This is a genomic window from Oligella ureolytica DSM 18253 (assembly GCF_000373745.1).
Lineage (GTDB): Bacteria > Pseudomonadota > Gammaproteobacteria > Burkholderiales > Burkholderiaceae_B > Oligella > Oligella ureolytica.
The window spans coordinates 1-12918 of record NZ_KB892298.1 but is presented as its reverse complement, the minus strand read 5'-3'; the positions used below and the strand labels follow the sequence as shown (position 1 = coordinate 12918).

19 protein-coding genes, 1 tRNA gene and 1 other RNA gene are annotated in these 12918 nt (G+C 45.0%); 8 read left to right on the top strand and 13 right to left on the bottom strand.

Going from position 1 to position 12918, the window contains the following annotated elements; translation table 11 throughout:
* Nucleotides 1-52 precede the first annotated feature (52 nt).
* From B092_RS0106140 to hslU, 5 genes are all read left to right on the top strand, one after another.
* Complete coding sequence (locus B092_RS0106140) at nucleotides 53-529, top strand: Fur family transcriptional regulator (protein ID WP_018574373.1); 477 nt, start codon at nucleotides 53-55, stop codon at nucleotides 527-529.
* A gap of 195 nt (nucleotides 530-724) precedes the next feature.
* Nucleotides 725-1792, top strand: a complete 1068-nt coding sequence (locus B092_RS0106135; protein ID WP_018574372.1) for a CobW family GTP-binding protein — start codon at nucleotides 725-727, stop codon at nucleotides 1790-1792.
* Between the two features lie 34 nt (nucleotides 1793-1826).
* Nucleotides 1827-2282 carry an RNA polymerase-binding protein DksA gene (dksA, locus tag B092_RS0106130; protein ID WP_018574371.1) on the top strand — a complete coding sequence of 152 codons (456 nt, stop codon included), beginning with the start codon at nucleotides 1827-1829 and terminating at the stop codon, nucleotides 2280-2282.
* A gap of 183 nt (nucleotides 2283-2465) precedes the next feature.
* A complete protein-coding gene (gene hslV, locus B092_RS0106125) occupies nucleotides 2466-2999 on the top strand; it encodes an ATP-dependent protease subunit HslV (RefSeq protein ID WP_018574370.1) in 534 nt (177 codons plus the stop codon).
* Nucleotides 3000-3031: 32 nt separating this feature from the next.
* A complete protein-coding gene (gene hslU, locus B092_RS0106120) occupies nucleotides 3032-4366 on the top strand; it encodes an ATP-dependent protease ATPase subunit HslU (RefSeq protein WP_018574369.1) in 1335 nt (444 codons plus the stop codon).
* Nucleotides 4367-4482: 116 nt separating this feature from the next.
* Here hslU and B092_RS0106115 read toward each other — a convergent pair whose 3' ends face one another.
* The gene (locus B092_RS0106115) at nucleotides 4483-4773 is read right to left on the bottom strand and encodes a copper-binding protein (protein WP_018574368.1); all 291 of its coding nucleotides are present in this window, start codon (nucleotides 4771-4773) and stop codon (nucleotides 4483-4485) included.
* 104 nt (nucleotides 4774-4877) lie between these two features.
* Here B092_RS0106115 and B092_RS0106110 point away from each other — a divergent pair, with 104 nt between their 5' ends.
* Both B092_RS0106110 and lgt read left to right on the top strand, forming a co-directional pair.
* Complete coding sequence (locus B092_RS0106110) at nucleotides 4878-5444, top strand: cob(I)yrinic acid a,c-diamide adenosyltransferase (protein WP_018574367.1); 567 nt, start codon at nucleotides 4878-4880, stop codon at nucleotides 5442-5444.
* 78 nt (nucleotides 5445-5522) lie between these two features.
* Nucleotides 5523-6311, top strand: a complete 789-nt coding sequence (gene lgt, locus B092_RS0106105) for a prolipoprotein diacylglyceryl transferase (RefSeq protein WP_026253641.1) — start codon at nucleotides 5523-5525, stop codon at nucleotides 6309-6311.
* Here the strand turns inward: lgt and B092_RS0106100 are convergent.
* The 7 genes from B092_RS0106100 to B092_RS13830 all read right to left on the bottom strand — a co-directional run bounded on the left by B092_RS0106100 (nucleotide 6280) and on the right by B092_RS13830 (nucleotide 10604).
* Nucleotides 6280-7020 (bottom strand): SIMPL domain-containing protein, encoded by a 741-nt coding sequence (locus tag B092_RS0106100; RefSeq protein ID WP_018574365.1) that lies wholly within the window; start codon nucleotides 7018-7020, stop codon nucleotides 6280-6282. The genes lgt and B092_RS0106100 overlap by 32 nt on opposite strands.
* 24 nt (nucleotides 7021-7044) lie before the next feature.
* A complete protein-coding gene (locus B092_RS0106095; protein WP_018574364.1) occupies nucleotides 7045-7797 on the bottom strand; it encodes an SIMPL domain-containing protein in 753 nt (250 codons plus the stop codon).
* Between the two features lie 87 nt (nucleotides 7798-7884).
* Nucleotides 7885-8496 (bottom strand): class I SAM-dependent methyltransferase, encoded by a 612-nt coding sequence (locus B092_RS0106090; protein WP_018574363.1) that lies wholly within the window; start codon nucleotides 8494-8496, stop codon nucleotides 7885-7887.
* A gap of 95 nt (nucleotides 8497-8591) precedes the next feature.
* Nucleotides 8592-8777, bottom strand: a non-coding RNA gene (gene ssrS, locus B092_RS15050) — 6S RNA.
* Between the two features lie 102 nt (nucleotides 8778-8879).
* Nucleotides 8880-9182 carry a cell division protein ZapA gene (locus B092_RS0106085; RefSeq protein WP_018574362.1) on the bottom strand — a complete coding sequence of 101 codons (303 nt, stop codon included), beginning with the start codon at nucleotides 9180-9182 and terminating at the stop codon, nucleotides 8880-8882.
* Entirely contained in the window at nucleotides 9182-9595 is a 414-nt protein-coding gene (locus B092_RS0106080) for a hypothetical protein (RefSeq protein WP_018574361.1), read from the bottom strand. The genes B092_RS0106085 and B092_RS0106080 overlap by 1 nt, the downstream gene beginning before the upstream one ends.
* A gap of 274 nt (nucleotides 9596-9869) precedes the next feature.
* Nucleotides 9870-10604 (bottom strand): c-type cytochrome, encoded by a 735-nt coding sequence (locus B092_RS13830; protein ID WP_018574360.1) that lies wholly within the window; start codon nucleotides 10602-10604, stop codon nucleotides 9870-9872.
* A gap of 299 nt (nucleotides 10605-10903) precedes the next feature.
* On the opposite strand from B092_RS13830, the gene B092_RS0106070 reads away from it, so the two are divergent.
* Nucleotides 10904-10978 (top strand) — tRNA-Arg (locus tag B092_RS0106070).
* A 78-nt stretch (nucleotides 10979-11056) separates the two neighbouring features.
* Here B092_RS0106070 and B092_RS16025 read toward each other — a convergent pair.
* The 5 genes from B092_RS16025 to B092_RS0106045 form a co-directional block, all read right to left on the bottom strand.
* Nucleotides 11057-11293 carry a hypothetical protein gene (locus B092_RS16025; RefSeq protein WP_255313355.1) on the bottom strand — a complete coding sequence of 79 codons (237 nt, stop codon included), beginning with the start codon at nucleotides 11291-11293 and terminating at the stop codon, nucleotides 11057-11059.
* A gap of 50 nt (nucleotides 11294-11343) precedes the next feature.
* Nucleotides 11344-11700 (bottom strand): oxidoreductase, encoded by a 357-nt coding sequence (locus B092_RS16020; protein ID WP_026253640.1) that lies wholly within the window; start codon nucleotides 11698-11700, stop codon nucleotides 11344-11346.
* A gap of 153 nt (nucleotides 11701-11853) precedes the next feature.
* On the bottom strand, nucleotides 11854-12315 hold the full coding sequence (locus B092_RS0106055) for a methyltransferase family protein (protein WP_018574359.1): 462 nt from the start codon (nucleotides 12313-12315) through the stop codon (nucleotides 11854-11856).
* A 19-nt stretch (nucleotides 12316-12334) separates the two neighbouring features.
* Entirely contained in the window at nucleotides 12335-12559 is a 225-nt protein-coding gene (locus B092_RS15850; RefSeq protein WP_255313367.1) for a helix-turn-helix domain-containing protein, read from the bottom strand.
* Nucleotides 12560-12657: 98 nt separating this feature from the next.
* A partial coding sequence (locus B092_RS0106045; protein WP_156813065.1) for an integrase core domain-containing protein occupies nucleotides 12658-12918 on the bottom strand: 261 nt, incomplete at its 5' end.

The following is a 12918-nucleotide window of genomic DNA, read 5'->3' as shown; positions in this document are numbered from 1 at the left end:
ATAACATCAATAGTTGTTTTTCAATCCTTAACTTAAAAAATATACAGATTTTATGGTCCTAACTAAGCCTGTGCTATCCACTCAAGAGTTTCTACAGCAAGCTGAAGAAATTAGCGAATCACGCGGCAAGCGCATGACACCAATTCGTAAACAGGTATTGGCAATTATTGCCACCGATGAGCGGTGTATGAAGGCTTATGAAATTCTCGAAGCCATGCAAAAAGACTTCCCCAGCTCCAAGCCGGCAACAGTCTATCGCGCCTTGGAATTTCTTGAAACAGAAGGTTTTATCCACCGTCTTGACGCGCTTAATGGCTGGACCGCTTGTAATGACCTTGATATTCACGGACATGACCACAACTTACTCATAGTTTGCACTCAATGTGGCTTAGTCGCCGAAGTCGACGCACCGGATGTCAGTCACAAGCTGCAGGCATTAATAAGCCAAACCGGCTTTAAGCAAAACAGCGCTCAAACCGAGATCCGCGCGACCTGCCTTAAGTGCAATCAGCAAGACAATTCAAATTAAGTTAAACAGAAGCAACCCCGACGTTGATTACATTAGCACTTAGCAACAAGCACGTGTAAACCCTAGTTTCCAATCATTTATGACAGCTTAATGACCGAAACTCATGTTTTTTATACGAAAATAGCTTGTTTTATTTGCTATATATGCAAAGCTGTGATGTAATCTTTTATTAATTTTTCTAAAGAAGGCTTACTTATGGCAGTTACCGCAGAGCAAGCAGACCGTATGGTACCAGTCACTATCCTTACCGGCTTTTTAGGTGCCGGCAAGACAACTTTGTTAAAACGCATTTTGACCGAGTTTCATGGTCAGCGCATTGCCGTTATTGAAAATGAGTTTGGTCCCGAGAGCATTGACAATGAGTTGTTAGTACAAGAAAGCGAAGAGCAAATCATTGAGCTGAACAATGGCTGCATCTGCTGCACGGTACGCGGCGATCTACTTAATACGCTAAGTGACTTACGTGCCAAACGCGAAAAGGGTGAGATCACCTTTGATCGCGTTATCATTGAAACCACGGGCATGGCCAATCCGGGCCCCGTCTGCCAAACCTTCTTTATGGATGACTATGTTGCTGAGTACTATCGCTTAGACGGCGTGATTACTATCGTAGACGCTAAGCACGGCATGGAAATTCTCGATCGACAAACCGAAGCCCAAGCACAAGTCGGCTTTGCGGATCGCATTTTAATTTCCAAAAAAGACCTAGTCACCGACAATGAGTACGAGACCTTACGTAAACGTCTGATCAATATGAATCCCCGTGTCAACATTAGTGCCGTTCACTTTGGTGAAGCGGATCTTAATGAATTACTCGACATGAAGGGTTTCAATCTAACCTCTGCTTTAGAGATTGATCCTGATTTCTTAAAAGCTGAAGACGATCACGAACATCATCACCATCATCACGACCATGACCATGAGTGTGATGCCCACTGCGAGCATGAACACCATCACCACCATGATGATGAGATTGGTGCCTTTGTTTTTAATTCTGACCAACCCTTTGACCCTTCTAAACTTGATGAGTTTTTAAGTGGTTTAGTACAGTTCTACGGTCCGGATATGTTCCGCTACAAAGGTATTTTATATATCAAAGGTATCAAGCAACGTATGCTGCTACAGGGCGTGCATATGCTGTTAGGCACCGAACCGGGCAAAGCTTGGGGTAAAGAAAAACCGTATAATAAATTAGTTTTTATCGGTAAAAAGCTTCCAAAAGAAATTTTTCTTGCGGGCCTCAAAAATTGTTTAACAAAATAAACTAAGATTGACTATTAGCTGGGAGATTAGCGTAATGGCCAAAGCTACTAAAAAAACACTCGACAACTTAGAAGAACAAGCTGCATTATTAACAGAGGATCAGTTACTAGCGATGTCTGAAGACGACTACATGAACGATCTTCAACTGGCGTTTTTCAGACTGCGCTTAAAAGACTTAGAGCAAGACATCCTTGATAACGCCAATGCAACCACTGACAATCTACGCGAAACGCAGTTTGTGCCGGATCCGGCAGACCGCGCTACGATCGAGGAAGAGCATGCATTAGAGTTGCGCACACGTGACCGCGAACGCAAACTTCTCAAAAAAGTTCAACAATCCCTCGTCTCTATTGACGAAGGCGATTATGGTTGGTGCGAAGAAACCGGTGAGCCTATCGGCATTCCACGTTTATTAGCACGTCCTACAGCGAATCTTTCTTTAGAAGCACAGGAACGTCGCGAAAAGCGTCAGAAGCAGTTCGGTGATTAATCATCACCCCCTGCCAAGCAAAGGACAGCACGCCCGATACATGGCGTGTTGTTTGTTTGATGTACCCGTCTCATTGAGTTGATGCGGGCTTTTTTATTTGCCTCTTCTTTATTCCCACCCTTGAAAAAAATAGTAGTAGCACCACATAGCGATCAACCCTTATAGAAAAAGTTGAACGTTATTATGGAACAATTTCACGCTACTACTATTATTTGTGTTCGCCGCGGCAATGAAGTCGCTATCGGTGGCGACGGCCAGGTAACCCTTGGCAATATTGTCATGAAGGGCACTGCCCGTAAAATTCGCAAACTGCATAATGACACCGTATTAGCCGGTTTTGCAGGTGCTACGGCTGATGCCTTTACACTGATTGAGCGCTTTGAAAGCAAGCTGGAAAAGCACTCCGGCAACTTAATGCGCGCCGCTGTTGAACTTACCCGCGACTGGCGCACCGACCGTATGCTGAGCAAACTGGAAGCCATGCTTATTGTTGCCGATAAGGATCACACCCTAGTACTAACCGGTAATGGCGACGTATTGGAGCCTGAGCATAGTTTAGCCGCCATTGGTTCCGGTGGTGCTTATGCACAATCAGCCGGTCTTGCCCTACTGCAACACACCGACTTCTCTCCGGCAGACATCGTTAAAAAATCACTGGAAATTGCCGGTGATTTATGTATTTATACCAATCAAAATCACGTGATTGAAACACTTTAATCCTCAACCGAATTCCCAAATAGAGTACCAACATGACTGAAAGTGTAATGACTCCCCAAGAGATCGTCTCTGAATTAGATAAAAACATTGTGGGGCAAAATAAGGCCAAGCGCTCTGTAGCAGTTGCCCTCAGAAGTCGCTGGCGCCGCCAACAAGTACCGCAGCCATTGCGCAACGAAATCGCTCCCAAAAACATTTTAATGATTGGCCCCACCGGTGTCGGTAAAACTGAAATTGCACGTCGTCTAGCTAAACTTGCTAATGCGCCTTTTATTAAAGTAGAAGCCACAAAATTTACCGAAGTCGGCTATGTCGGTCGTGATGTTGAAACCATTATTCGCGATCTAGTGGATATGTCAGTCAAGCAAACTCGCGAACAAGAGATGAAGCTGGTACGCAGCCAAGCTGAAGAAGCGGCAGAAGAGCGTATTTTAGATGCTATCATTCCCCCTTCTCGTGATGCTCACAACCAACCGATTCGCGAAGAAAACACCGCACGCCAAAACTTCCGTAAGCGTCTACGCGAGGGGCAAATCGATGACATGGAAATCGAAATCGCTGTCGCAAATACCGCTCAAGCACTAGACATCATGGGCCCTCCGGGCATGGAAGAGATGACCGAGCAGCTCCGCTCTATGTTTGCCGGTATCCAACGTGACAACACAAAGCCTCAGAAAATCACCGTACGTAATGCCTTTAAATTACTGGTAGAGGAAGAAGCTGCCAAACGTATTAATGAGGAAGAAATCCGTAATAACGCGATCCAAAACGCAGAGCAAAACGGGATTGTTTTCTTAGATGAAATTGATAAAATTGCTGCACGTCAAGAAACTCAGGGTGCCGATGTATCACGCCAAGGTGTACAGCGCGACTTGCTGCCTTTAGTAGAAGGTACGACAGTTAACACCAAATACGGCATCATCAAGACTGACCATATCCTTTTTGTAGCGTCAGGTGCCTTCCATCTGTCGCGTCCTTCCGATCTGATCCCTGAGTTACAAGGTCGCTTCCCTATTCGTGTTGAGTTAGACTCTCTCAGTACAGACGACTTCGTACAAATTTTGTCAGAAACAGATGCATCCCTAACTAAGCAATACAAAGCGCTAATGGCGACCGAAGGCGTAGATCTCCACTTTACCGATGAAGGTATCAGACGCTTAGCTGAAATTGCTTTTGATGTTAACGAGACGACCGAAAACATTGGCGCTCGTCGCCTCCACACGGTCATGGAAAAGCTGCTTGAGGACTTATCCTTTAACGCAACCTCTGCCCAGGTTGGTACCGTCGTCAAAATTGACCCGGACTATGTCAATGAAAAGTTAAACCAAACCGCCATTGACCAAGACTTAGCTCGCTATATACTCTAGTGCTTATAGAGCAACATAGCACATAGCAACTATAACGCCATAGGCTGAATTCAACCTATGGCGTTATTTTTATCAGTCTAATAATGATTGAGTTGAGCGCTAAGTGCTGATAAGTGCTACTTTTTAAGCTCAATCACTCTGTAGGTATTATTCTCGTGCCGCACCTTAAAGCGCACCTGGTCACCCGGCTGAACACCCTCCAAGAGCACAGGCTCCGCCTCATAAACCAAGGTCATGGCCGGTAAATTTAAATCGCTAATCGCACCATGCTTAATGGTAATCGTGCCTTTAGAGGCATCAAGACGGCGCACTTCACCGCGAGCAGAGGCCTCATCCTGAGCCGAACCGACTGCAGCGACACCCAATACACTTAAGCCCATCACCGCGGCTGCTAAAAACTTTTTCATAACAAACACTCCTTTCGTTTCTTATTGTATTCTAACGCGATGACACCTTGGCTATAATAGCTTAGCCTACAAATTACACCCTTTAACAATTTGATTTGATAACCATGACTAATCGACTCAGCACTATTGTGACCAAAACCGGCGATACCGGTACAACCGGGCTGGCTGACGGCCAACGCCTACCCAAAAGCCATCCACGTATATGTGCTATTGGCGAGGTGGATGAGCTTAATAGTCACATTGGCTTATTAATCAGCCAATTACAGCACATGAATAGCAACGAAATCGAGCAGCACCTAGGGTTGTTATCAAGTATCCAGCACGCACTCTTTGACTTAGGTAGCGAGCTCGCCATCCCGGGCTATAATGCATTAAGTGAGAGCATTCTCACAAAAATCGAACAAAGCATCGAGTCCATGCTGGAGCAACTACCCCCACTCAAAGAATTTATCCTGCCGGGCGGCACACAAGAAGCTTCACAATCGCATATCTGTCGTAGTGTCAGTCGCCGTAGCGAAAGAGCCTTAGTCGCTCTTAATAATGAAGAACCCATCAGCGATCTCTCGATGCAATTAGTTAATAGACTCTCTGATTATTTCTTTGTCTTGGCGCGCGAACTGAATCGCTTGGCTAAGCGTACAGATATTTTCTGGCAAAAAAGCGAACAATAAAAACTAGCATTGAACTATTGACCTGTACACTACCCTAAGATATAAGCCGATTAATAATATTCCAACGTATAACGCATGATTTATCAACACCCACAATTTGACCCGATTGCCATCTCCTTAGGCCCACTGCAAATACATTGGTATGGATTGATGTATTTATTGGCATTTGCTATCGCTTGGCTCTTAGGCCGACACCGCATCAAGCAGGGACATTTTGATATTAGCTTAAAGCGCTTTGAAGATTTATTATTCTACGGCATTGTCGGTGTGGTACTGGGCGGGCGTTTAGGCTATGTGCTGTTTTATCAGCTAGGTTACTACTTACAACACCCCTTAGAGATATTTGCTGTATGGGATGGCGGTATGGCCTTTCACGGCGGTTTAATCGGTGTCTTATTAGCGATGCTATTTTTTGCACATAAAGAGGGCAAAACGTTTTTCCAAGTCGGTGACTTTGTCGCACCGCTTATTCCGCTAGGGCTTGCCGTCGGCCGTTGGGGTAACTTTATGAATGGTGAGCTTTGGGGTCGTCCGACTAACGGCAACTGGGGGATGATTTTCCCCATGGCTGATCAGCTGCCGCGACACCCGTCACAACTTTATCAAATGGCTTTGGAAGGTGTTTTACTTTTTATTGTGCTCTGGGTTTACTCAAAAAAACCGCGCCCCACAGGCTGCGTGAGTGCCGTTTTCTTAGTAGGTTATGGTATTTGCCGATTTATCGCCGAGTTTGGACGAGAGCCTGATACCCACCTGGGCTTACAGGCCCTCAACCTAAGTATGGGTCAGTGGCTATCGCTACCGATGATCCTATTAGGTCTTATCTTATTTGCTATTAGTATAAAGCGATCTCACCCGTCAAACTAATGGTGACTCGCTCTTTACCCGCCTCTAATTCAGGGCCGGAAAACTTAGCCGATTGAGCCATCTCAGCCTGAGCCATGCTAAAGCGTGGCACAGGTGACATATTATTAGTGGAATCTCTTAGCTGCACATACTTAATATCGTAATTGTCAAAGCCGAACTCTCGAGATACGGCACGCGCTTTTTCTTGGAAAGTTTGAATCGCCTCCGCACGAATCTCATTTTCAATATTACGACGCACCTCACTGGTCAGCTCAAAAGCAATATTAGATAAATTCATTTGCTCACTGACCGCTTCAATAAATCGTGTCGCTTCCACCATATCGACTGAGCTGACAATTACCTCACCACGAGCGACATACGTCGTTTTAGCGATTCTTTTACCCTCTGCATCGTACTCTTGCTGTGGCCAAAGATTATAACTACCGGTTTTTAACTCCAGCTTGTCATTACCCTTACCACTCTCCATCACCGCATTAATCGCTTGATTTACTTTGTCAGCGACCGCTTTAGCCTCTTCGCCTCGCTCCTCTCTTGATAAAGTTAACATCACACGATCCTGCTGCACCTCTCTATAAGCATCAGCCGACAAATTAATCACCGGTCGGCTGTCAGCGCTATGAGACGCAACTGAGCCCTCACTTTGTTGAGCAAAACTTAGTTGAGTGGCAAACAGAGCGGGTAATAAAAAAGCTAAGTGACGAATTTTCATGTGTTTATCCTATGGGAAATTAAATTACTTCAGAACAACCTGACCGGAGACAGAAACGCTAACCTTTTGTTTGCCCCCTTCTAATGGAGGTGCTGCACTGGGTGACGGTGTCGCGTCAGCCGCCCTACTAAGTGACATGGTAGCAGCCCGCATAGGTCGAACAACCACTCCGGATTCGGAGTCTTTGACCTCAATATTTCTAACTTCAAAACCCGTGTAACCTAGGCCCTCGGCAATCGTATCTGCCTTTGTCCGGAAAGCAGCTATCGCCTCTTGGAGGATTTCCTTCTCAACTTCTCGGCGCAAGTCCGTCGACAGATCAAAACGGATATCACCGACCAACCTATCCTCATGCGCTGCTTCAACAAAGGTCAAAAGCTCATCAAAGTTTTGTGAACGCACGATGACTTGACCTGTCGCAGTGTAAGTGATTTTTTCTATTTCTTTTGTATCTTTTTTATAATGAACGTTACGCTGGATAGCGTAATTACCTGTTTCTAATTCCAGTTCGCCATTGTTTTTGCCCAGTTCAACCACATTGCGCATGGCTAGATTAATCTCTCGTAGCAATTCACGTTGGTCCCCACCATCCAACTGCTTAGTCAGCGTCACATTTGCTCTATCTTCGCGTACCTCGCGATAAGCCTCGGCCCCAACACGCACAAAAGATTCCGGTTCGGGTCTAAACAAACGCTGAGATTCAACATCTGTCTGAGCAAAAGCCAAGGTACCCGATAACACTACGGGCAATAAAACCGCATATCGTAATCGCTTCATAATTCCTCCTTTTTACATTCGTTATTCTTAGAGTGAGCTAAAGCGCGATTAGTTCGATAAAAATTGGCGGAGTATAGGTTATAGGGGCTATGGTTTGCGAGCAATAAACTGAATCACCGATGACATGCCGGTATGACCTTGACCCTCATGAATTTCTCGCTCAACTTTAGCCAAGTGAAGAATCTCCAATTCGGCAAAATCCTGCTGCAACTCCTCAGCCGTATAGAGCAGATTAATATCTTTAGGTCCGCCCGTACCAAAAGCTAATTGCTCTGTACTGTAACACTCAAAAATAAACACTCCACCCGCCTGCAAGCCCTTTTTGACCTGCTGATGTGCGTGCTGTCTAGCAGACTTTGGCAAATGACAAAAGATATTAATCACCGCACCCCAAGCGCTCTCTGCCAACTCATAAGCACTCAAGTCAGCATGCTCCGTCAACACCTTGACACCACGCTTGGTGGCCAGCTCTGCTGTCTTTTTTAAACCGGATAAAGCAATATCAACCGCGGTCACGCGATGTCCCTGCTCAGCTAAAAAAACTGAATTACGACCCTCTCCCTCACCCAGAGAGATAACTGAACTGCCTTTGGGAATATGTGCGCTGGCTGCTTTTAAGAAGCCATTAGCTTCTAGCCCATAGTAATACTCCTTACCGCTGAAACGCTGATTCCAAATATTGTCTTGTAAATTATTCATGGCGAGAGCTCCGGAACGGCATAGAAGAAAATGCATGGAGTTTGGATAAGAAAAGATTTCAATACTTACTTGAGAAGTATTGAAATCTTTGGGAGAAATTACCCGCGATACCGTCTAGGTCGGCATCTCGAACCCAAAAAGTTCAAGTTGGCGGTCGGTTCGTAATGGCGCTCTGGGATCCTCTGACAAAGAGAGGTTCACTCCTGCACCTGAACTAACTGCCTTAGCCATAAGCATCGGTAAGAGATGAAAGACCAAGGTCACGAATATCGCAGGAAAGCTTTTAAAGCAATGCTGCTTTGTTTAACTTAGTATAGCACTTTATAGAGGCTATTTAAAGACAAAAACTTTATTCAAAAGCAGCATAGCTCATCAAATAAAGACTACTTTAAGCGATTAATTCCATCATCCAGGAGGGCATTAATATGGTCAACTTTATTTTTATAATCGCCATATGACACACCCTGGAATGGCCCCTCTGTAGACTCAGAAGAAAGCAGCTGAGATGACAACTGAATACACGCCATCAAGGCGACTCGCTCGTTATTCATATTGCCGGCTGATTGCTTAATTAATGTCATCAGATCATTGGCCTGCTTAACCGCCGCCAAGAGCTTTTCTTTTTCGCTAGGCTCACAAGCCAAGGTCAGTTCTTTGTCTAAGATGGTTACTTCTAAATGCTCCATTAGGCCTCTCCCTGCGTAACACCGCCCGGTATATTAGCTAAGACATGGGCAACACGCTCTTTAGCTTGATTAACACCGGATTTTAATTGCTCTGAACGAGCTCTTAGCTGCTGCAACTCTGCTTTTGCGGAATTTAGCTCCGACTGACTCAAGTCAAGTTGCTGCTTTAGTTGCTGATTTTCAGCTCTTATCTGCTGCTGTTCGCTTTGTGCAGATTGCGTCGCTTGGGCCAATTCAGCAGTTAAGCTCTGATGCTCTTCGCTCTTGCTGGCAAGCTGACTCTGCGTATCAGATAATTGGGTATGAAGCGCTTCAATCTGTTGATTGAGCTCATCACGATCAGTCGCTAAGCGCTCACTCAGCTGAACTAGCAACTCGACACGGGCGGTCAATTGATCAAGGTCTTGTAACATAATAGATGTCTTAAAAATTAAATAAGCAATTCGCCTATTAGTTTAACTGAACCTTTCGGCAGTGCAAAGTGGCATTAACAAGACTAGCAAAAATCTTGTTAATCAGCACCATAGGTCCACTGCTTTATAGTGTGCTTTAACAAAATATAAGCTCAAGAGTCGTATAGTATTGGTCACTCTTGAGCTTAATTTTAAGGTGTTAACACAAAGCCGATGGTTAAATATTTAGTTATCGTTTTGTGCTGCCTGCCGCTTTGCTTGAATTAACAGCAGATTAAACACTTTCTTGTGTAGGCACTTGTTGATTTAATGGTGCTTCTTCTGTTGTTTCAGATGCCTCTGGAGTATCATCTGCAGGCTTAGTTTCTGGAGCTTCAGATTCAGCCGGTGCGTCAGACTCTTCAGCAGCTGGAGCAGGTTCTTCTGCCTGAGTTGCTTCTTCAGCTGGCGCTTCTTCTGCTGCCGCTGGGGCTACCTCAGCCGGTGCTTCTTCAGCCGATTCAGCGGCATCGCCACCACTCTCGCCCACAGAAATATTACCGCCTGATGCGTTAACCATAAAGACAACCGCATTTTTGACTTCTTCGTCAGATAAGCTGGCGTCGCCACCCTTGGCAGGCATTGCATTAAAGCCTTCTAAAGAGTGTTTAAATAGAACATCAGCACCCTGAGCAATACGTGGGGCCCATTGTTCAGCATTACCCTTGATTGGCGAATCATTTAGACCGGAATCATGACAGGTCATACAGAGACGGTTATATACTTGCTCCCCGGTTAACGCAACTGCGCGTTGAGGCTCAGGCAATGGCGCACCGGTATTATACAAAGCAACCGGAGCAATACGAGACAACACCATCTCGGGTGCCATGGAAGCTCTATCCACACCGCCACTACCTAAATTCATTTTAATTAAAAAAATAAGTACGATAATCGGCACAATCACTACAGACGATCCGATTTTTAACATTTGTCCGGGTGTTTTAGGCCCTTGCTGACCGGTGGAACTCATATGCATTTTCCCTTTGATATTACAAAAATAAATAGGCACTAGTAATAAGTAGCTTTAAAGGTTAAAGACTTAAAGACTTAAAGACTTAAAATAATCCTACCTCTCTTCTCTCATCGCTACATTATAACTATATCCCCACAAATTTTAATTCTTTATTAACGAGTTTTTGACATATAAGGACTTATAGGAAAAACCATTATTACGAAGTCGCTAAGTGAAAATAAAAATCTAATATAAAATCCGCATTGTTTCCTTAAACTTAACGATTAAATGAGCTAAAATAGCTGCTCATCATTCTCGTCACCGTAGTTCAATGGATAGAATTAGAGTTTCCGAAGCTCTCGATACAGGTTCGATTCCTGTCGGTGACGCCATAACTACCTTTTAAATCCGGTATAGCACCCTCCATGCCAACACTTACATCACATGCTTTTATAGGATAAAGAATATTACTAATCCTGTTCTTTATCATTGCCGGAATCCATTCTATAAGCAGCAGGAAAACCTTTCCCTGCTTCAACCTTATTAACCCAATCGTAATTGGCTAGCGCAGCTTTTCCAAGAGCCACCACATCGGCCTGTCCGCTTGCAATCAATTCGGCTGCTCTTGCAGGGTCACCCAAACCGCCGTTGGCACTATGAATTTCAATACCGTCAAATCCCGCTGATTTGACACGTCTAGCGGTCATGACAAAGCCATCAATCACATTGGCAACATCCTCTTTCGTAGCCTTTCGCGCTAGAGGATAAGGTCCGGCACGTTCATACGTTTCGCTTTTGCCCCCTTAGGCTGAACGGCAGAAGGTGCGATTGAATCATGGCCGAAGGGATTACAGTGAACAAGGGCTCCCGCATGCATAATCTGGGCAATGATTTTCGAACCGGTTTGATGAACGGCATTCACCACTTTGCTCCACGAGCGCTCCTGCTCATCATTGACCATTCCGGGCTGAAAAATATATCCGAGACTGTGCCTGTCATCCGTATAGAGACCTTCGGTGATAATTAATCCAAAACCACCTTGAGCAAAAGAGCGATAATATGACACCATCTGATCGGTAGCCAATCCGGCTGCGGTAGCACTGATGTGGGTCATGGGCGCTACCCCGACACGCCGCTACCGACCGCCCCGGGTCAACGCCATGCTGAAAGCGATTGAAACAGAATTAGCCAGACAAGCATAAAGACCCGATTCATAGAAGGCGATGGATAATACGACTGATTTTCTTGGAGCGAGATCTGTCCAGCACTACAACCAGCGGCGCACTTGCTTTTTATACTCAAAAAAATCATCGCTGAATTTAGCTTGTAGAGCACGCTCTTCGGGCACAATCTGAAATCTCGTCATGTAGGCGATGTAGAAGACGATACCTACGATTGAGATGATATTTCCCAGCTGCACTGCCCAAGCCATCAGCAAAAACAACATACCAAGATACATAGGATTGCGACTATAGCGATAAATCCCTGTATTAATCAAGCGAGCCGTACCTATCGGTCGCTTAGGATTGACGGTCGTTTTGCCACGTTTAAATGTCATGATGCCATTAAGCGCAATAGCGAGACCAATCACAACAAATAGACTGCTTATCAGAATATTCGCAGGCCAAGAACCATTTAATACAGGGAAAAGTTGCGCTAACAACCACATTAGAAGCCCACTTAATAAAACAATAACAGGAGGTGGTATAAGTAGTTCCAATTGCTTCATGATAATTAATTACCTCCTATTACTGTACTAATAAAAGTACGTCCAAATCGAGAATTTTGATTTGGCGCTGCCCTGTTTGCACAATCCAGGCGGCCTCCTCAAACTCTCCTAGACGGCGACTGACAGTTTCCGGTGTGGTGCCAAGATAGGAGGCCAGATCTCGTCGACTCATGGGTAATTCATACGTATCAGAATTCATTAATTCTGCCTGCTCTACCAAGTAATCAGCTAAGCGAGCATTAATAGAGGCAGTAGCGATGGTGGCGGTTTGCTTTTCACTGAGATCTAAACGACGAGATAACTCAGCTAATATATGTAATGACCCAGCACTTTCTGCTCACCTTATACCGCTAAAGCCTCTCTGACTTCAATGGGTGACTTCATGCCCAAGGACTGGTGTGGGCGTTGATGGTTATAAAATCCTATCCAGTCCGCTAACACTCGATTGGCATGTTGTATGCTCTCAAAACGCTGCCGATGGACACATTGCTCTTTGAGCGTACGAATAAAACGTTCAATCATTCCATTCTGTTGAGGGCAGTGTGGCATGATAAATTCCTGCCGTAACCCGTAGCTTCTAACCAAGGAGGTATAGTGCTTAGA